Here is a 19,070-nt window from a genome sequence, read left to right as displayed (position 1 = left end):
GGAGCATTCGGCATATGGCAGCGGGCGCACAATTGTCTGTCACTGATATGCGGCGAGCGTCGCGACATCCGGTGGATTATAAGGTCATCGCGGAGCACTTGTTGCACGGTGATGTAGAACTGCATGTCGCGAACATTTCCGCACATGGATTCATGATCGATGATGCCAGCAATGTCGGACGTGGAGATCGCCTGATTATCCGCTTGCCCTCGGTTGGCCGTATCGAAGCCTATTGCATCTGGGTCACGGAAGATCGTGCCGGTTTCCAGTTCGAGCGCATCCTGCGGCTCGACGATTTCGAAGCCATGATCTCCGAAATGCAGCCCAATCCGGCGCTGCGTCGTCGCGGCTAGTCTTTTACCCGTTCAAGTTTAGTTAGCTTGGCAATATCGCCTCGCGCTGTCATGGCGCGGGAGTGACTACGCTCGCCGACCAGCCGACCCACCCGTTCCGCATTGCCAATTTCCGCGCCTATTGGACTGCGCGGCTTACGCTGACGCTGGCACAATATGCGATGCTGCTGATTATCGGTTGGCAGACCTACAATCTGGCGCGCGATGCCGGGATGAGCGTAGGCGAGGCTTCGGGCCAGCTCGCGCTGATCGGCCTGCTGCAATTTGTCCCTTTGTTCCTGCTCACGCCGTTTACCGGCTTGGCGGCGGACCGCTTCGACAGGCGCAACCTCGGCCGCCTCATGGTGCTGCTGCAATTGCTCTGCGCAGCGACGCTGGCGCTATTCACATGGTCGGACGCGATCGGCCTGCCCGTTCTGTACAGCGTTGCGATTGTATTGGGCATTGCGCGGGCTTTCGCAGGTCCGGCATTCTCCGCCCTCGCCCCCAACCTCGTGCCAAAAGCCGTCCTGCCCAATGCGATCGCGCTATCATCCATCGCGTGGCAAGTCGGGATGATTGTCGGCCCGGCGGTGGGCGGGATCATGTACGAGATTATCCCGGCCCTGCCCTATGCTGTCGCAGCCGCGCTGTTCGCCGTTTCAGCCATTGCGCTGACCTTCATCGGGCACGTGCCGCGTGGATCGCCGCGCAGCACCGACAAGCCCCTGCGGCAAATCCGCGAAGGCCTCGTCTATGTGATGCAGAACAAGATGGTCCTCGGTGCGATCACTCTCGATTTGTTCGCGGTGTTCCTTGCCGGGGCGACCGCGCTGTTTCCGGTCTACGCCCGGGATATCCTGCAAGTCGGCGCGAGCGGACTAAGCCAGCTGGCGATGGCTCCGGCCATCGGTGCCGCCCTGACCGCCCTGTGGTTCTCGTTCAGCCCGCTGAGGAACAACGTCGGGCCCAAGATGCTCGCGGCGGTAGCTATCTTCGGTGCAGCGACAATCGTATTCGGCCTGTCGAAATCCATGCCGCTTTCGCTCGCCATGCTGTTTATCGTAGGCGCGGCGGACATGTTCAGCGTCTATATCCGCCAGTCGCTGATCCAGCTGCACACACCCGATGACAAGCGCGGCCGGGTGTCTGCAGTCTCGCTCATGACGATCAGCGCGAGCAATGAATTCGGCGACTTCTTCTCCGGCAGCCTCGCGTTTCTCATCGGACCGGTGGCAGCAGTTGTTGCCGGGGGTGCAGGTGCGATCGTGACAGTCGTCGCATGGACGGGTCTGTTCCCCGTCTTGCGGACAACAAGGACCTTCGATCCACCTGAAGAGTTGCTAGAAGAGAAAATGAACGTTCCGAACACCGATCCTGCCAAAGAGGGGGCCTGAGCCATGAAATTCGACAATGTCTTGCAATCCATCGGCAACACACCGCATATTCGCCTGTCACGCTTGTTTCCCGATCACGAAGTCTGGGTGAAAAGCGAACGCGCCAATCCGGGTGGTTCGATCAAAGACCGTATTGCCCTCGCCATGGTTGAAGATGCCGAGGCATCGGGTGCGCTCAAGCCCGGCGGCACAATCGTGGAGCCGACCAGCGGCAATACCGGCATCGGTCTGGCGATGGTAGCGGCTGTTAAAGGCTACAAGCTGGTGCTGGTTATGCCCGAAAGCATGAGCCTCGAGCGGCGTCGCCTGATGCTCGCATACGGTGCCAGTTTCGACCTCACGCCCAAGGAAAAGGGCATGAAGGGTGCGCTGGAACGCGCTGCCGAACTGGTCGAACAGACTGAAGGCGCGTGGATGCCGCAGCAGTTCGAAAACCCGGCCAATGTGGATGTGCATGTTCGCACGACTGCAAAGGAAATCCTTGCCGATTTCACCGACACTCCCATCAATGTCCTGATCACTGGCGTTGGCACCGGCGGACATCTCACTGGGTGTGCGGAGGAACTGAAGAAGAGCTGGCCGGGGCTGAAATCATATGCAGTGGAGCCAGAGCTTTCACCGGTGATATCCGGCGGACAACCTGGTCCCCACCCGATCCAGGGCATCGGTGCAGGCTTCATTCCGGGCAATCTGCACACCCGCTCCATCGATGGTGCCATCCAGGTCGACGCTGAAGCGGCGAAAGACATGGCGCGTCGTTGCGCGGTGGAAGAAGGATTGCTTGTGGGCATCAGCTCGGGAGCAACTCTCGCGGCGATTGCCAAGAAGTTGCCAGATCTGGAGGCTGGCACACGTGTGCTTGGCTTCAATTACGATACCGGAGAACGGTACCTCTCGGTGCCGGATTTCCTCCCTACCGAGTAAGCAAAGATAGGCTGCGCGACGCCTGCGCAATAGCACTTGAAATAGAATAGGGATCGCGCAATCATTGCGGGGTGGGTCGTTACGTAGCTGACAGGAGCTTCTGTGACGCCTGCCACCCATCTGAATTCGCGTCCGCCGCTGTATCGATGCCTCAAGAAGCATCGCTTCAAGCTCAACGCTTTCGGCGCGCGTTTCTCCCTTATTCCGAACGACCCCGTCCTGGATGCCGCGCAGTTCGGATGGACGGCACCGATCGCCGAGAAATGGGGAGAGATTCGCGACGAAGCGAAGGCCATTTATGCTCATGCCGAAGCAATCCCGCCCTTGCGCCGCATTTCTCCCGACCATCGCCGGATTGCCACCGACGATGGTTGGCGCAGCTTTTTCCTGATCGGTTACGGCAATGAAGTGCCTGACAACGTTGCCCGTGCACCGCGCACGATGGAATTGGTGCAGCGCATCCCGCAGCTTAACTCCGCATTCTTCTCTATCCTCGCTCCCGGTGCGCATATCGCCCGCCATCGCGGTGTTTCGAAGAGCTTTTTCACCGCACACCTTGGCTTGTGCGTGCCTTCCGATCACGAAAATTGCCGCATGGAGGTGGATGCAAACACGCTTCACTGGCGTGCTGGTGAATGGACCGTGTTCGACGATACCTACGAGCATGAGGTCTGGAACAACACCGCTGAGGCGCGGATCATCCTGCTATGCCAAGTCGGTAGACCCCTGCGCGCTCCGGGGAGTTGGATGGCGCGCTTTTTCGACTGGTACATGCGCCGCAGCCCCTTCGTTACCGATGCCAAGCATGAGCTGGACGACTGGGAACAGCTCTACCGGGAAGCAGAGAAACTAAGTCAACTGCCAGAGCGGACCAGCGAGTCGCCGTCGATCCAGCGATAGAAGCAGCTTCGCGCCCCGGTATGACAAGCGGGACCGGCTGCAGTCACCTTCAGAACCAGCGCATCCTGGTCACAGTCGACCAGTATTTCCTCTACTTTCAGGACATTTCCCGATGTCTCACCCTTCTTCCAGAGCCTGCCGCGACTGCGGGAGTGGAAATGTGCCTCGCCACTTTTGCGCGTGGCAGCCAAGGCTTCGGCATCCATGAACGCCACCATCAGCACTTCGCCTGTCGTTGCTTCCTGCACCACAGCACTCAACAGCCCGGCAGCGTCGAATTTTGGCATGAAAGAAGTGCCCTGCTCGCGATCTTCATCGTGGAGGTCTATCGAAGAAATGGCAGTTACCTTTCCAAATAAGTTAACAGGTTGCATCGCGCATACCTGTTTGTTGCACGATAATCACAGAACCGTATCAATTTCTACCACATCCCAGAAAGCGGTTTGCTCTGAAACCTTTCAGTGAGATGAAGGCGCTTCGGCTTGACGGGCCGACTGTCGTTTCATGACACTTCAAGTGCCAAGGAATGGGAGGAAACGGGAAAGATGGCAAACATCTCCCGATTCATGAGGGTTTGGAACTGCCGCGCTGCTGGGGGGTGACGCGAGGTTCCAGCGAGATCGTCACGCGAACGCCCGAAGGGAAACCTTCGGGCGTTTAGCATTTCTATATCCGCCTAGGCCGCCTCACCGAGAACGCGCGAGAAACAGGCGATCACCACCTTTTTCGCACCCGATTGCTTCAACGCCTTGACGCAAACGCTGGTGGTCGCGCCGCTTGTAAGGACATCGTCGACGAGGATGATGTTAGCGCCCCGCAATTTCGGAAGACGCTTGGGATTGACTGCAATCGCGCCCCTTAGCGTATTTGCTCGCGCCACCTTGCCAAGCCCGCCAAGTGCTGGGGTAGCGCGCGTGCGGACCAGACCGTCCACCACAAGTTCGGTTCTGGATAATTTGCTGATTTCATGTGCAAGCAGGGCAGACTGGTTGAAGCCACGTTTCCACAGCCGAAAACGGTGCAACGGAACCGGGACAGCAAGCCAATCTCCATCCAGCACGGGAAGCCTTGCACTGGTCAGCCTTGCCAGCATCGGCGCTAACGCGATCCTGCCCCCGTGCTTGTACGACAGGACCAGCTTTCGTGCGGCGTCGTTGTAGAGAGTCCCTGCCGCAATCCCGTCATGCCGGGGCGGGCGAGCCGTGCAGGGGGCGCATGTCAGGGTGGAAGATTGGCTCTCGTCGAACTCGCCATCTGCCAAGGGACGTTGGCACTTCCGGCAGGCTGGCTCGCCCGGGATCGACAGTGTTCCCCAGCAAGCGGAACACAATCCCTTCTGCGCCGCCAATCCGTCACCGCACAACGGACAGCGCGGCGGGTAGATCAGATCCACCAATGGCGCGAAAGTCTCTGAAACAAGGCGGGAAGCTAGCATTGCGGACTATGCTGCCCCGCCCTTCGGCTGTAGGCAAGCGCATATGGCCAAGGCACCACCGCAGATATTCTCCAAGGGCCGCAAGCGTGCCCGTAATCGCAGGGCGTCTGCGATGCGCTTCGAAGGCGAACAGGTCCCATTCCTGCTCGATGAAATGGCGCAGGATGCGCACGAGCGCCTTGCCTTCCTACGACATGAGCCAAGCCGCGTGCTGGTCGAGGGCTTTGACGCGGGAGCGATATCGTCTGGTCCCTGGCAAACGTTGCCCGACATCACTGATATCCAACAGCAGGACTTTGACGATCCGCTCCCGCTGAGCTCTGCCACATTCGATCTTGTTGCCACCATCAACAGTCTCGACACGGTCAATGATCTGCCCGGTGCGCTTATCCAGATACGCGAACTGCTGGTACCCGGCGGACTTGCCATTGCCAGTTTCATCGGCGGGGCGAGCCTGGGCAAGTTGCGCCGTGCCATGTTCGATGCCGAGCCGGACAGACCTGCAGCGCGAATGCACCCGCTGATCGACCCGCGTTCATGTCCGCAATTGCTTTCGCGTGCCGGTTGGAGCGATTCGGTGGTGGACAGCTTCCCGCTCACGGTGCGCTATGGTTCGCTCGACCGACTGGTCCGAGACCTCCGCGAACACGCGATGGGTAGCGCGTTGGCATCCCCGGCCCCGCCCCTCACTCACGCCGGCAAGAAGCGCGCCGAGCAAGCATTTCTCGATCAGGCAGACCAAGATGGCAAGGTCAGCGAGACCTTCGAGATCATCACCCTCACGGGCCGCCGGTCACTCGCCGGAGCGTAATGCCGCCTGCGCTGCTGCAAGTCTGGCGATCGGCACGCGGTAAGGCGATGCGCTGACGTAATCGAGACCGACCTTCTCGCAGAAAGCAATGCTTTCCGGGTCGCCTCCATGCTCGCCGCAAATGCCGAGCTTGATGTCGGGAGTGGTTGCCCTCCCCCGCTCTGCCGCGATCTCTACTAACTGGCCCACGCCATCAATGTCGAGACTGACGAAGGGATCGCGCGCGTAGATTCCCTGATCGACGTAGGGCGCGAGGAAACGTCCGGCATCGTCGCGGCTAACGCCGAGCGCGGTTTGGGTCAGGTCGTTGGTTCCGAAGCTGAAGAAGCGCGCCTCGTGAGCGATTTCGCCCGCCATCAGCGCAGCGCGCGGCAGTTCGATCATCGTGCCGACCAGATACTCGACCCGCGAGCCTCTCTCAGAGAACACCTCTTCGGCCACACGGTCGACAAGCTGGCGCAGTATCTCGAGTTCCTTGCGCGTGGCTACCAGAGGGATCATCACTTCGGGCACAACAGCATCGCCGCCCTCGGCGGTCACATCGCAGGCCGCTTCGAAGATGGCCCGCGCCTGCATTTCGTAGATTTCGGGGAAGGTAATCCCCAAACGGCAACCACGGTGGCCGAGCATGGGGTTGAACTCGTGCAATTCGCCTGCACGGCGCTTGAGGTGATCGACACCCACATTCAGATCATCTGCCAGCTCGGCAAATTCTTCATCACGCGTTGGCATGAATTCATGCAGCGGCGGATCGAGCAGGCGGATCGTGCAAGGCAGGCCTGCCATGGTGCGGAAGATCTCGGCAAAGTCTCCGCGTTGTTCGGGCAGCAGGCGAGCCAATGCGGCACGGCGTCCGGCTTCGTCATCGGCAAGGATCATAGCGCGCACCGCGCTGATGCGGTCGGCATCGAAGAACATATGTTCCGTGCGGCACAGGCCAATGCCCTCGGCACCGAATCCGCGTGCAGTACGGCAGTCGGCGGGCGTTTCCGCATTGGTTCGCACGCCCATGCGGCGGTGCTTGTCTGCCCATTCCATCAACACACCGAAATCGCCCGCCATTTCAGGTTCGATCGTGGGGACCTGCCCGGCGATGATTTCGCCCTTGGCGCCGTCCAGCGTGATGACATCGCCTTCCTTGAGCTCGCGATCACCGATACGCAGCTTGCGATTGGCCAGGTCGATCGAGACTGCCGACGCGCCCGAGACACAAGGGCGCCCCATGCCGCGTGCGACCACGGCCGCATGTGACGTCATGCCGCCACGTGCCGTCAGGATAGCCTTGGCGGCGTGCATTCCGTGGATGTCTTCCGGGCTGGTTTCGACCCGCACCAGAATTACAGCTTCCTCGCGATTGGCCCACAACTCGGCCGTATCGGCGTCGAGCACGATCTTGCCCGAGGCGGCACCCGGAGATGCCGGAAGTCCCTTGGCCAGCACATCACGCGGCGCATCGGGGTCGAGCGCAGGGTGGAGCAATTGGTCGAGCGCCATCGGATCGACCCGCAGGATTGCGGTCTCCTCGTCGATCAGCCCTTCGTCTGCCATGTCCACCGCCATCTTGAGCGCAGCCTTGGCGGTGCGCTTGCCCGAACGGGTTTGCAGCATCCACAGTTTGCCCTGCTGCACTGTGAACTCAATGTCCTGCATGTCCTTGTAGTGCTTTTCGAGCAGGTCGAATGTGCGTGCCAATTCCTCGAACGCCTCGGGCATGGCTTCTTCCATGCTCGGAAGGTCCGCTCCAGCCGCCTCGCGCCGCGCCTTTGTGAGATATTGCGGGGTACGGATACCGGCCACCACGTCCTCACCCTGCGCATTCACCAGCCATTCGCCGTAGTAAGCGCGCTCGCCCGTCGATGGGTCGCGGGTGAAGGCGACGCCGGTGGCGCTGGTGTCACCCATATTGCCGAACACCATGGCCTGGACATTGACCGCCGTGCCCCACTCGCCGGGAATGCCGTTCAAGCGGCGATAAACTTTCGCCCGGTCGCTGTCCCAGCTTTCGAACACGGCAGCAATCGCGCCCCAGAGCTGTTCGTTCACGTCCTGCGGGAATGGCGAACCGTGCTCGCGCTCGACGATTTCCTTGAAGCTGCCGACCACTTCCTGCCAGTCCTCGGTCTGAAGCTCGGTATCGGTGAAATAGCCGCGGTCTTCCTTGGCGATTTCCAGTGCTTCCTCGAACAGGCCATGTTCGACGCCGAGCACGACGTCAGAATACATCTGGATAAAGCGGCGATAGCTGTCCCACGCAAAGCGCGGATGTCCCGAGGTTGCAGCCAGCCCTTCGACTGTCTCATCATTCAAGCCGAGATTGAGCACCGTATCCATCATGCCCGGCATCGACACACGCGCGCCCGACCGGACGGATACCAGCAAAGGATCTGCCGGATTGCCGAATGTCTTGCCCACGGCCTGTTCGATGTGCGCGAGCGAAGCCGCGACATCAGCGCGCAGCTTGTCCGAAAAGGCCTCACCCTCATTCAGGTAACGGACCGATTCCTCGGTCGTGATCGTGAAACCGGGAGGAACCGGAAGGCCAATCCCGGCCATTTCAGCAAGGTTTGCGCCCTTGCCGCCGGCGACGGTCTTGTCCTTCTGCCGCGCGTCGTCATGCGTCGCGTTGCCGCCAAAGTTATAGACCGTTGGGATCATGAGTTCTTGCCTATCGGAATGGACACGTCTGCAAGTGTCCGGAAGTTGAATTCGCTACCCCTCGATCTTCGAGAAGTCGGCGACGTTGTGCACTGCAGCACGGAACCTTGCAAGCAGGTCGAGACGGGCTGCACGCTTGTCTGCATTCTCGTCATTGACCGTAACTTCCTCGAAAAAGGCGTCTATCGGTGCGCGCAGGCTGGCGAGAGCTGCCATCGCTGCGGCGAAATCTTCCTTCGCAATCGCTGCTTCGGCCTGCGGTTCGGCTGCGTCGAGCGCATCGGTCAGTGCCTTCTCGGCGGGTTCAAGCGTATAGGAATGCTCTGCCGCGTGGCGTTCTTCCATCTTGGCGGCAATGACTTCCGCCATTTCGGGATCGTCCACCTGGCTCAGCGGGTCTTCCTCACCCGTATGCGCGATCTCGCCCTCGATGCCGCGCCAGTCTTCCTTCTTGAGGATATTGGCCGCGCGCTTGTAGCCTGCGAGGAGATTGGCGCCGTTGTCGGTTTCGATGAAGGCTTGGAGAGCATGGACGCGAGCGAGCAGGCGGACGAGATCGTGCTCGCCGCCGAGTACAAAAATTGCTTCGATAAGATCATGGCGAACGCCTGCTTCGCGCTGTTGAACTTTCAGGCGGTCGACAATGAAATCAAAAACTTCGTCCTGAAAACGCTCTACCTCGTTGCCATCTTGCACCAAAAGCGCAAGTTGCATGTCGAGAAGCAGATCAGGTGCGATATTGGCTTCAAATCCCTTGTAAGTGAGAAGCCCTCTTTCTGCATCAAAATCCAATTCAGTGTTGTAGTCTGGAACTTGTCCATAGTTCTCATCGATGTAAGCGATAACTTTGTCGTATTTTTGGGTGCAAAGTTCCAAGATCGCGAACCCAACGAGCAGCCGTAAATCAATACGCTGTTTCGTTTCCAATATTATCCGGATCAAACCAAGGGCAGCCCGACGTAGGGCATAGGGGTCCTTTGAGCCTGTCGGACGTAACCCAATTGCAAAGAAAGAGCTTAGTGCCTCAACCTTATCGGAAATTGCGAGTGCATGGCCGAGCGAGTTCTCTGGAATGCCATCCGCAGCGCCTGTCGGCAGATAATGATCTCGAATTGCGGATGCGATATTATCTGGCTGTCCTTCGGCGTGGGCATAGTATGATCCCATCAAACCCTGCAATTCCGGAAACTCTCCAACCATCTCGGTTACGAGATCGCCCTTGGCCATCATCGCCAAAGCTATTGATTTTGCTTCGCGTTTTTCATCATCATGGCCGCCCGTTATGACGTTGAAAATTTTACCAATTCTTTGTGCCCGCTCCGCCACGCTGCCAAGCTTTTCATGGAAGGTAATCCGCTCTAGCTTTTCTGCGTGCTTCGCCAAGGTCGTCTTTCGGTCCACGTCCCAGAAGAAGCGCGCATCGCTCAGCCGTGCGGCGAGAACCTTGCGGTTGCCGTCGACAACCACGGCGGGGTCTTCAGCGGCGATGTTGGCGGTGCAGATGAAGGCGTTGGCAAGCTTGCCCGCCGCATCCTCGCACACGAAATACTTCTGGTTCACCCGCGCGGTGAGCTGGATGACTTCGGGCGGAACGTCGAGATAGTCCTCGTCGAAGCGCCCGAGCAGCGGCACGGGCCACTCAGTTAGGCCGGCGTTTTCAACCACCAGTCCTTCATCTTCCACCAGCGTGAGGCCAGCATCGGCGGCCACCTTGGCGGCACCATCACGAATGATCGCGGCGCGTTCTTCATGATCGACGATCACATGGCAGGCGCGCAGCTTCTCGGCATAATCGTCCGCCGAACCGATGGTAATGTCGCCGGGACAATGGAAGCGGTGGCCCAGCGTGACCCAGCCTGACGTAACCCCATGCACTTCGCACTCGACAAGGTCTTCGCCCAGCAGCGCGACAATGCCGGAAAGCGGGCGCACCCAGCGCAGGCTTTCGGTGCTGAGCGAGGCCTCGCCCCAGCGCATTGATTTGGGCCAGGAAAACGATTCGATTATTTTTGGGATCACGTCCTGAATTACGCGCATCATAGATCGGCCGGCGGCAAAATCTTCAAGAAAGTAGATGCCATCACGTTCAATCAGGTCATCACGAGTTCTTTCATAGCGACGTAAGAATCCATCAATGGCTTGATCAGGAGCGCCAACACGCGGTCCCTTCGTTTCGGTTTTGCTCGGCTCAGTCTGTTCAGGCAAGCCACGCGCGATCAACGTTAGCCGACGCGGCGATGACCAGATCGTAAGATCATCAAACGTTATGTCTTCTGCATCCATCTCGCGCCGGAACAGCCTTTCCAGCTCACGGCGCGCACCAGCCTGCATCCGGGCAGGAATTTCTTCGCAACGAATTTCGAGGAGGAAATCACTCATAGCGACCACTCCGGATATTTGGCCTGCCAGTCGGGTGCCATGACTTCGGCATATTTCTCGCAGGAACCGCGCGCCAGGTCGCGAACGCGGGCCATGTAGCTGGCGCGTTCTTGCACGCTAATTACCCCGCGCGCTTGCAGCAGGTTGAAGATGTGGCTTGCCTCCACCGCCTGCTCATAGGCGGCTATGGGAACGTCATGAGCTATTGCGTTCCGGCATTCTGCCTCCGCCTTGGCGAACAGGTCGAACAGCGCATCGGTTTCGGCGACTTCGAAGTTCCACTTCGACATCTGTTTCTCGTTCTCGAGAAAGACCTCGCTATAGCTGACACCGCGACCGTTGAAGTCGAGATCGAACACGCTGTCGACGCCCTGTATATACATGGCGAGCCGCTCCAGCCCGTAGGTCAGTTCCCCCGCCACCGGCTTGCAATCGAACCCACCCATCTGCTGGAAATAGGTGAATTGGGTCACTTCCATCCCGTCGCACCAGACTTCCCAGCCAAGACCCCATGCGCCAAGCGTTGGCGATTCCCAGTCATCCTCGACAAAGCGGATATCGTGCTTGAGCGGATCGATGCCGATGACTTCTAGGCTCTTGAGATAAAGGTCCTGAATGTCAGGCGGGCTCGGCTTCAAGATCACTTGATACTGATAGTAATGCTGCAACCGGTTGGGGTTTTCGCCGTAACGGCCATCGGTCGGTCGGCGGCAGGGCTGCACGAAAGCGGCATTCCACGGCTCCGGACCCAGCGCGCGCAAGGTCGTTGCGGTGTGAAAAGTGCCCGCGCCCATGCGCATGTCATAGGGTTGCAGGATCAGGCAGCCATGGGCGCTCCAGAAATCGTGCAGCGCAAGGATCATGTCCTGGAAAGAGGATTGAGGGTTGCGTTCCATGGTGCGGCGCAATGGCTCATGGCTGGCAGGGCGTCAATGCCGCGCGCGCGCGTGGCTTGACATCGGCGCTGATTGTCGTCTCAACTGGCTACGATGCAAAGGCGATTTCTCCACCGGATACTGGCTGCTTTCGCCTGTACGCTGCTTGCCGTTCCCGCCTCGGGTTCTGCGCAATCCCAACCGGCGGAGCCAAACCGGTTTGCCTTTACTCAGGACTATGAGCCCTCGCCCGCGATCTGGATCTTGTCGGACGAAGATACGACCATCTACATGCTGGGCACGATCCACTCTCTTCCTCGCGGGTTTGAATGGCGCAACGAACGTATCGATGCGATCATCGAGGAAGCGGAAGAGCTGGTCGTGGAGAGCAGCGCCTATGCAAATGTGCCCGACCCGGTTGATGTCGACACAAAGTTGGCTGCGCGGATCGCCAGCCGCTTGCCGACATCGAGCAGGCTGTCCGAAGCCGGAAGTGTGCGTTGGCGGCAATTGATCAGGTCAACGGGGCTCGACTTCGATACGGTTGACACCATGCCGGTGCTTGTCGCCCTCATGACATTGGGCATGAGCGGCGGCGAGTATGATACCTCTTCGCCTGTCTACGGCGTTGAAAGCGTGCTGGAGCAGGAATTTCTCGAGCGGGAGCGGCCGATCGTTTCGATCGAGGACTGGGGCGAGGTGATGTACAGCCTGCTTCGCCTCGACGGGTCCGAGATCTTGGGCGAGCTGGATAGCAGCCTGGTTGCATGGGACGGGAAAACAGCCAGCGCATTCTTCGATCCCGAACATGTAGCGCGCAGCGGTAACGCCTATTGGGAGGCGGAGCATAATTGGGCACGCGGCATCGTTGCTGACAATTTCGACATCGGTCTAGGCAGTGGCGCAATCGGCAGGGCCTTCAACTTCAACCTGCTGGATCGACGCAACGCAGCCTGGGCTATCTGGCTTGAAGAGCGTCTCGAACAACCAGGCACAGTCCTGCTGGCCGTAGGAGCGGGCCATTTCGAGGGCGATAACACGGTGCTCGACATGCTCGAGGCACGTGGACTCGTTGCACAGCGACTAAACTAGGCGGCTTCAAACATGCGGATATCTTAGCGGCAACGCTGTTTCTGAATATCTTTCGACCCCTAAAATTCAATCTGTTAGTGCGGCACCAGTCCTGTTTGCCTGACTTTGTGTCAGGTAGAGTTGACATAGTCACAGAATCGCGACATATAGTAATGACAACCTGACATTTCGGAAGGTTCACATGACACGCGAACCCACCGCCCACCGCAATGGAGGCTTGGAAATGAACAATCGCCTCAAGGTACTGCGTGCAATGCGTGACTGGAGTCAGGCGGAACTTGCCGGGAGGCTCGAGGTCTCGCGGCAAGCAGTCAATGCAATTGAGACAGGCAAGCACGACCCGTCTCTTCCGCTGGCATTCCGCATAGCGCGCCTGTTTGAATTGCCGATCGAGGAGATCTTCGATGACAGATCTGAGTGAAACCCAACTTTCCGGAGAATCCCGCCTGAAGGCCCGTCGCCGGAAGTTCTGGCGATACTTCATGATCGCTATGGTCATGTCTGCAGGCGCGGGCATGCTCAGCGGCATTGCATCTTCCATGTATGAAGACGGCGAACTGCCGCTTTGGGTGCCGGTCAGCGCAACAATCGTGATTATCGCGGGCCTCTCCTGGTTCACATGGGATTACTTCCGCCGCATTGATGAGATCGATCTGCAGGACAACCTCTGGGCAAACACATTCGGCGCTTATGCCGGTGTCATAACCTACTTGGGATGGTGGTTTTTCGCCGATCTGGGCCTCGTCACACAGCCGACTGCACTCGGCATTATCCTGGTCATGTTTGTCACGACCATGGCCGTCTACGGCCTGAGAAAACTCAATTTCCGCTAAGTTTCGCTTTTCAACGATCACACTATTTGAGAGGAATACCTGATGCTGAAGAAACTGATCCTGTCCGCTTCCGCGCTCGCCATTTCGGCCTGCGCTTACCCGACCACGACGCTTGCCCATGAACATGAATCGCATGAACATGAAGCACACGCCCATGAAGCTGCAGAATCGACTGCAAGCGGCCCGGCACTCTGGCGGGTGGCTGACGAGGACACGACAATCTACCTCTTCGGCACGGTGCACCTTCTCCCCGAAGGTCTCGACTGGCTTAGCCCCACCGTCGAACAGGCGCTGACGAGCTCCGACCAGTTTGTCAGCGAAATCGACACAAGTCTGATCCCCGAATATGATCCGGCTTCCGGCACCCCGCCGCCACCCGAACTCATGGCGATCCTGCAGATGCAGATGGGCCTTGCCCAGCTGACGACTGGCGGGACGCTGCGCGACCTGATGAACGAAGAAGACCGCGCCGAATACGAAACCGCAATGACCGATCTGGGCCTTCCCGTTGCCGCTTTCGACGGTTTTGAGCCCTGGTTTGCCATCATTGCCATGTCGCAGGTTGCGATGACGCAGGCCGGCCTTGATGCTTCCAACGGCGTCGAACGCCAGCTCGATCACCTGATCGAAGGCAAGGACCGCGCTGCATTCGAGACGGTCGAGCAACAGATGGGCTTTTTCGACGGCCTGCCGATGGAATCGCAGCTGACCATGCTGGATGAATCGGTTGAGGGTTTTGCCGTCATGCGGGAAATGTTTGACCAGATGGTTGGCGAATGGGTCGAGGGCGACCCTGACGGTCTTGCCGCGATCATCAACGATGCAATGGCCGCCGACCCTATTCTTTACGACACTCTGCTGACCCAACGGAACACCAATTGGGCCGGTTGGATCGATGATCGCCTCGACCAACCGGGCACCGTGTTCATCGCAGTCGGCGCTGGCCATCTTGCGGGCCAGGATAGCGTGCAGGACTTTCTGACCGAACGCGGCATCACTGCCGAACGGATCGAATACTGATCCGCGTAGCACTTACTATCCTCGGGGCGCTGTGGCTTTCAGGCTGCGGCGCCCCTTTGGATTCTGGTCGGGAATGGCCTGCGCCCTCCCCCGCCATGTGGGAAGCGACCGGACCCGATGGCCAGCGCATCTGGCTGTTAGGAACGATCCACTCGCTTCCCGATGGTCTTGAATGGCGCACGCCCGCAATCGAACAGGTCATCGCCGATACGGATGTTCTTCTGGTCGAGATTGCCAATCTCGGTGCCCGGCAGGAGGCGGGCGAGGCATTCGAAACGCGCGCCTACGACACCGAGCTTGCCCCGCTGCTAGACCGGGTGCCTCAGGAGCGGCGAGCCACACTGGCGACTTCGCTCGATCGCGCAGGCTTGGATGCAGAGGCACTCATCCATACCGATACATGGGCTGTCGCTCTGCAATTGGGCAATGCCATCCGCTGCGCCAACCCGGCCAATGGTGTCGATCGCGCATTGCTACGTGAGCTCGACGATGCCCGGTCGCTTGAAAGCTACGGCCAGCAATTTGGTGCTTTCGATGGCCTTCCAGATCATGCCCAAATCGATCTGCTGCTTTCGGTTGCTGAAGAGCAGGATTGCAGCGCGAGTGAAGCCCGCACTGAGGCCTGGCTAACCGGAGATATCGCGACGCTCGAGACAAGAATCCTGGCTGGCTTCCGCGGCAATGTAGTGCTGAAGGCCGCGTTGGTCGATGCGCGCAACGCGCATTATGTCGACCAGATCGTGGAATATCGGGCTTTAGATACGGACGCAGACCTGCTGGTTGCCGTCGGTGCCGGCCATATGCTCGGCGACACAGGCCTGCCGGCACTTCTGACCGCTCGCGGATACAAGGTGCGCCGCATACAATAGTTGCAAAACTCCCGTTTGCTGCTAAACGCGCGCCTCCCCTGTCATGGTCATCCCTGGAGGCGTGGCAGGAGGAGTGTATCCAACCTATTGAAAGGCAAGTGTTATGAGCGAAGCTCTAAAACTGACGGCCGAGTTGCGCGAAAGGGCTGGCAAGGGAGCCTCCCGTGAATTGCGTCGCAATGGCCGCGTTCCCGCCGTGATTTACGGCGGCAAGGAAGAACCCACCACGATCCACCTGGAAGAAAAGGCATTGGTCAAGCAATTGATGACCGGCCACTTCATGAACTCGATCGTGATGATCGACGCTGGCGGCAAGGCCGTCCGCACGATTCCGAAGGATGTGGCGCTTGATCCGGTCAAGGATCGCCCGATTCACGTGGACTTCCTGCGTCTTGCCAAGAACGCCAAGATCGTCGTCGACATCCCCGTGGTCTTCGTCAACGAAGAAGAAAGCCCCGGCCTCAAGAAGGGCGGCGTTCTCAACGTTGTCCGTCACGAGCTTGAGCTTAACTGCGAAGCTGACAAGATCCCCGGCGAGATCGAGATCGACGTCACCGGCCTCGAAGTCGGCGATTCGATCCACATCAGCGCTGTTACGCTTCCCGAAGGTTCGGAAAGCGCCATCACCGATCGTGATTACACCATCGCCACCATCGTTGCTCCGTCCGCGCTCAAGCGTGCCGAGGGTGAAGCCGGTGAAGGCGAGGACGATCAGACCGGCGAGGACATGGAAGCTGGCGAAACCGCCGCGACCGAACAGGGTCCTGATGCCGATGCTGCAGAAGAACAGGAAGACAAGAGCTAATACGGCTCTTAATTCCTTGGAAACAGTGACGCCGGCTCCTAACGGGGCCGGCGTTTGCTTTTGCGGGCCTGCAATATACAGGAAGCGTCATGCAACTTTGGGTTGGCCTTGGAAATCCCGGACCGAGCTACACCATGCACCGGCACAATGTCGGCTTCATGGCGTGTGACGTCATTGCGGACATGCACGAATTCGGCCCCGTCCAGAAAAAGTTTCAGGGCTGGATGCAAGAAGGCCGAATTGGCGGCGAGAAAATTCTCCTGCTCAAGCCTGCCACCTTCATGAACGAGAGCGGACGCAGCGTCGGAGAAGCGCTCCGCTTTTACAAGCTGCCGCTCGAAGCGCTGACCGTGTTCCATGATGAGCTTGACCTCGCTCCGTTCAAGATCAAGGTCAAACAAGGCGGCGGTCACGCAGGACATAATGGCCTGCGCTCCATCGACCAGCACTGCGGCGCTGATTTCCGGCGCGTGCGCATCGGCATCGGGCATCCGGGCCACAAGGAACGCGTTCACGGCCACGTACTCGGTAACTATTCGAAGGCAGAGATAGATGACCTTGCCGCAATGCTTGGTGCTGTCGGAGCCGAGGCGGAGTGGCTCGCCAAGGGTAATGATGCCCGCTTCATGAGCGACATCGCGCTGCGGTTGCAGGACTAGGCCTATCTAGGCGGCAGATGCCTGCTGCAACAGTTCGCGGTCGATATCCTGCGCGTGCGGTCCATATGCGATGGGTCGGATTACGCGGCGCGCCTCTGTCTGTTCGCCCAAGGCAAGCAGGATGCGGGCAAAAATGCGCGCATAGGCCGGATTGTCGGGGTAGCGGCGATTAAGCGGAGCCAATTGAGCCCGCGCCAGTTCCAATTGTCCCATTTCAAGCAGAGCCTGCCCATATAGCCCGCGCGCATTGTCATGGGCAGCGATTCGGCTTTCATGTTCTTGCAAGAATGTACGCGTCGCGGACCAGTTGCCATCGTGCGCATACAGGCTTGCTGTCAGGTAGATGAATTCGACATCTTGCGGATAGGCATCGCGACCGCGCTGGACCAGATCGCGGATCAAATCGATACGCCCCAGCTTGTCCAGTTCCGCGATCGCGCCGAGCAAGGCCGGACGATCAACAGGAGCGCGATCGAGAATCGCGAGATATGCGCGCGCGGCAAGTTCTGGCGCACCATCGATCTGCGCGAGCCGTGCCGAAACGAACAGCGTTTCGATACTTGTCGGCGCGAGGCGCTGGACCTGCGCCACAGCATGGCGCGCAGCAGCCGGGTCACCGCGGGCGAGGTGGAAATTGGCTTCGGCAGTAAACAACTTTCGTTTGTCACCTTCCGCTTCCCGCCCTCTCAGGAAAGCGGCAATCGCAACCTCTGAATCACCCGCGAGGTTCGCGGCCAATGCGCGCAGCCGCCAGCTTTCGGCACTTTCCTCACCGACAAGTAGCTCCAAGGCTTGTTCATGTTCTCCTGTCTGGAGCATGGCTTCGGCCTCGAGCAGTCGCACGTTCGCAGGCGGGGTGCCGGTGGCTTTCAAGCGGTCCAGAATTGCCAGTGCATCGGCGCCTTGGCCCATAGCGAGATAGATTTGTGCCAGCAGGTCGAGTGCTGCGGGATCGCGTTCGTTTTGCTGTAATGCCTGGAGGGCAGCTTCACGGGCGACCGTGTAATCCTGCTGCACGAAAGCTTCGCGGGACTGGTCGACCGGGTCGGACAGGATCAGGGAGCAAGCTCCCAGCATACCTGCCAGGGCTCCAGCCAGCACGATTGAGTAAAGCTTTCTCGCGGTCATATTCGCGGGCTTAATCGCAAACGGCAAATTTTCGGTGAAGCGTCGGATTACTTTGCAACTCGGCCCAATCCAGCGGCGCGTTAAGCTTCGTAACACGCCGAAATCAGGGATTGGCACAGAGATTGCGTTCATTTCTGTCAACCACGCAATTTTGCGTTATCTGAGGGTAGACGAAGGTGTTCAAGAAACTAGCGACAGGACTCGCAGCCTTGGCCGGATTGGCGTTTGCCGCTCCCGCTCATGCCGATCCCATTACTCTGGGTGCCGGTGATGAAGGCACCACGTTCTCGATCAATCTCAACGGATTTGTAGGCGACAGCAGCAGCACCATCGACAATCTGACGAGCACGCTGACTTTCACGCTCGATAGCGTGAGCGGCGACCGTTACGATTTCTCGTACACCGTCGACAACACGACCAGCGGTGGCCTGACCTCGAACATTTCGAGCTTTGCCTTCAATGTCGATCCCGACATCGTAGGCGCGACGGTAGACGGTGCTTACAGCTACACCTTCGTGACCGACGGACGGTCAAGCGATCCGCGCTATCCGAACCAGATCGGCGCGGTCGATGTTTGCTTCAAGGCGAAAAACAGCGGCTCGTGCTCGAATGGCGGCGGAGTTTCCGAAGGCAATTCGGGTAGCGGCACGCTGTCCTTGTTCTTCGATCCCGATGTGAGCGAAATTACCTTGAGCGACTTCTTCGTGCGGTATCAGGGTATTTCCGGTGCCGGTAATGTCGGTTCGGCTTCGGGCGAGCAGATTTCGTCGACCAGCGGCACTACCACTTCGAGCACTACGAGCGGCACTCCGGTTCCCGCACCGGGCATGCTCGGACTGCTGGCTCTTGCTCTCGTGTCGCTCGGCTTCATGCGCCGTCGTCGCGATCATGTCGAGCAACCCGCATTCGCCTAAGCTGGCCCGTTCAGCCAGAGGCACAAAAGAATGGCGTCGTCC

General features: G+C 59.0%; 19 protein-coding genes. 13 read left to right on the top strand and 6 right to left on the bottom strand.

Annotated elements, in window-relative coordinates:
• Positions 1–14: 14 nt before the first annotated feature.
• The 4 genes from AAC850_RS05555 to AAC850_RS05540 all read left to right on the top strand — a co-directional run bounded on the left by AAC850_RS05555 (position 15) and on the right by AAC850_RS05540 (position 3,553).
• Positions 15–353 (top strand): PilZ domain-containing protein, encoded by a 339-nt coding sequence (locus tag AAC850_RS05555; protein WP_340587679.1) that lies wholly within the window; start codon positions 15–17, stop codon positions 351–353.
• Positions 354–415: 62 nt separating this feature from the next.
• Positions 416–1,729 carry an MFS transporter gene (locus tag AAC850_RS05550; protein WP_340587678.1) on the top strand — a complete coding sequence of 438 codons (1,314 nt, stop codon included), beginning with the start codon at positions 416–418 and terminating at the stop codon, positions 1,727–1,729.
• Between the two features lie 3 nt (positions 1,730–1,732).
• Complete coding sequence (cysK, locus tag AAC850_RS05545) at positions 1,733–2,653, top strand: cysteine synthase A (RefSeq protein ID WP_340587677.1); 921 nt, start codon at positions 1,733–1,735, stop codon at positions 2,651–2,653.
• 102 nt (positions 2,654–2,755) lie between these two features.
• A complete protein-coding gene (locus AAC850_RS05540; protein WP_340587675.1) occupies positions 2,756–3,553 on the top strand; it encodes an aspartyl/asparaginyl beta-hydroxylase domain-containing protein in 798 nt (265 codons plus the stop codon).
• On the opposite strand, the gene hisI is transcribed toward AAC850_RS05540, so the two are convergent.
• Positions 3,508–3,840, bottom strand: coding sequence for a phosphoribosyl-AMP cyclohydrolase (hisI, locus tag AAC850_RS05535; RefSeq protein ID WP_340587674.1), 333 nt, complete (start codon positions 3,838–3,840; stop codon positions 3,508–3,510). The genes AAC850_RS05540 and hisI overlap by 46 nt on opposite strands.
• A gap of 389 nt (positions 3,841–4,229) precedes the next feature.
• Complete coding sequence (locus tag AAC850_RS05530; protein WP_340587672.1) at positions 4,230–4,988, bottom strand: ComF family protein; 759 nt, start codon at positions 4,986–4,988, stop codon at positions 4,230–4,232.
• A 43-nt stretch (positions 4,989–5,031) separates the two neighbouring features.
• Here AAC850_RS05530 and AAC850_RS05525 point away from each other — a divergent pair, with 43 nt between their 5' ends.
• Complete coding sequence (locus AAC850_RS05525) at positions 5,032–5,799, top strand: methyltransferase domain-containing protein (protein ID WP_340587671.1); 768 nt, start codon at positions 5,032–5,034, stop codon at positions 5,797–5,799.
• On the opposite strand, the gene ppdK is transcribed toward AAC850_RS05525, so the two are convergent.
• The 3 genes from ppdK to AAC850_RS05510 are packed head-to-tail and all read right to left on the bottom strand — an operon-like array spanning position 5,782 to position 11,729.
• A complete protein-coding gene (gene ppdK / locus AAC850_RS05520; RefSeq protein WP_340587670.1) occupies positions 5,782–8,454 on the bottom strand; it encodes a pyruvate, phosphate dikinase in 2,673 nt (890 codons plus the stop codon). The genes AAC850_RS05525 and ppdK overlap by 18 nt on opposite strands.
• A gap of 54 nt (positions 8,455–8,508) precedes the next feature.
• Positions 8,509–10,833 carry a glycine--tRNA ligase subunit beta gene (gene glyS / locus AAC850_RS05515; protein WP_340587669.1) on the bottom strand — a complete coding sequence of 775 codons (2,325 nt, stop codon included), beginning with the start codon at positions 10,831–10,833 and terminating at the stop codon, positions 8,509–8,511.
• Positions 10,830–11,729, bottom strand: coding sequence for a glycine--tRNA ligase subunit alpha (locus AAC850_RS05510; protein ID WP_340587668.1), 900 nt, complete (start codon positions 11,727–11,729; stop codon positions 10,830–10,832). Before AAC850_RS05510 ends, glyS begins: the two co-directional genes overlap by 4 nt.
• Positions 11,730–11,822: 93 nt before the next feature.
• Between AAC850_RS05510 and AAC850_RS05505 the strand changes: the two genes are divergently transcribed.
• The 7 genes from AAC850_RS05505 to pth all read left to right on the top strand — a co-directional run bounded on the left by AAC850_RS05505 (position 11,823) and on the right by pth (position 16,986).
• Positions 11,823–12,800, top strand: coding sequence for a TraB/GumN family protein (locus AAC850_RS05505; RefSeq protein WP_340587666.1), 978 nt, complete (start codon positions 11,823–11,825; stop codon positions 12,798–12,800).
• 223 nt (positions 12,801–13,023) lie between these two features.
• The gene (locus tag AAC850_RS05500) at positions 13,024–13,221 is read left to right on the top strand and encodes a helix-turn-helix transcriptional regulator (RefSeq protein ID WP_340588077.1); all 198 of its coding nucleotides are present in this window, start codon (positions 13,024–13,026) and stop codon (positions 13,219–13,221) included.
• Positions 13,205–13,633, top strand: a complete 429-nt coding sequence (locus tag AAC850_RS05495; RefSeq protein WP_340587665.1) for a hypothetical protein — start codon at positions 13,205–13,207, stop codon at positions 13,631–13,633. The genes AAC850_RS05500 and AAC850_RS05495 overlap by 17 nt, the downstream gene beginning before the upstream one ends.
• 42 nt (positions 13,634–13,675) lie before the next feature.
• Positions 13,676–14,653: a TraB/GumN family protein gene (locus AAC850_RS05490; protein ID WP_340587664.1), complete on the top strand. Its 978-nt coding sequence runs from the start codon at positions 13,676–13,678 to the stop codon at positions 14,651–14,653.
• Between the two features lie 95 nt (positions 14,654–14,748).
• Complete coding sequence (locus AAC850_RS05485) at positions 14,749–15,522, top strand: TraB/GumN family protein (protein ID WP_340587663.1); 774 nt, start codon at positions 14,749–14,751, stop codon at positions 15,520–15,522.
• Between the two features lie 103 nt (positions 15,523–15,625).
• On the top strand, positions 15,626–16,327 hold the full coding sequence (locus tag AAC850_RS05480; protein ID WP_340587662.1) for a 50S ribosomal protein L25/general stress protein Ctc: 702 nt from the start codon (positions 15,626–15,628) through the stop codon (positions 16,325–16,327).
• An 89-nt stretch (positions 16,328–16,416) separates the two neighbouring features.
• Positions 16,417–16,986: an aminoacyl-tRNA hydrolase gene (pth, locus tag AAC850_RS05475; protein ID WP_340587661.1), complete on the top strand. Its 570-nt coding sequence runs from the start codon at positions 16,417–16,419 to the stop codon at positions 16,984–16,986.
• Positions 16,987–16,992: 6 nt separating this feature from the next.
• On the opposite strand, the gene AAC850_RS05470 is transcribed toward pth, so the two are convergent.
• Positions 16,993–18,114, bottom strand: coding sequence for a tetratricopeptide repeat protein (locus AAC850_RS05470; protein WP_340587659.1), 1,122 nt, complete (start codon positions 18,112–18,114; stop codon positions 16,993–16,995).
• A 176-nt stretch (positions 18,115–18,290) separates the two neighbouring features.
• Here AAC850_RS05470 and AAC850_RS05465 point away from each other — a divergent pair, with 176 nt between their 5' ends.
• Positions 18,291–19,028, top strand: coding sequence for a cistern family PEP-CTERM protein (locus AAC850_RS05465; RefSeq protein ID WP_340587658.1), 738 nt, complete (start codon positions 18,291–18,293; stop codon positions 19,026–19,028).
• The last annotated feature ends 42 nt before the right edge of the window (positions 19,029–19,070 follow it).

It is taken from the genome of Erythrobacter alti (genome assembly GCF_037996805.1).
GTDB classification, from domain to species: Bacteria; Pseudomonadota; Alphaproteobacteria; order Sphingomonadales; family Sphingomonadaceae; genus Alteraurantiacibacter; species Alteraurantiacibacter alti.
The sequence above is the reverse complement of the archived record's forward strand: the minus strand, read 5'-3'. Positions and strand labels throughout refer to the sequence as shown.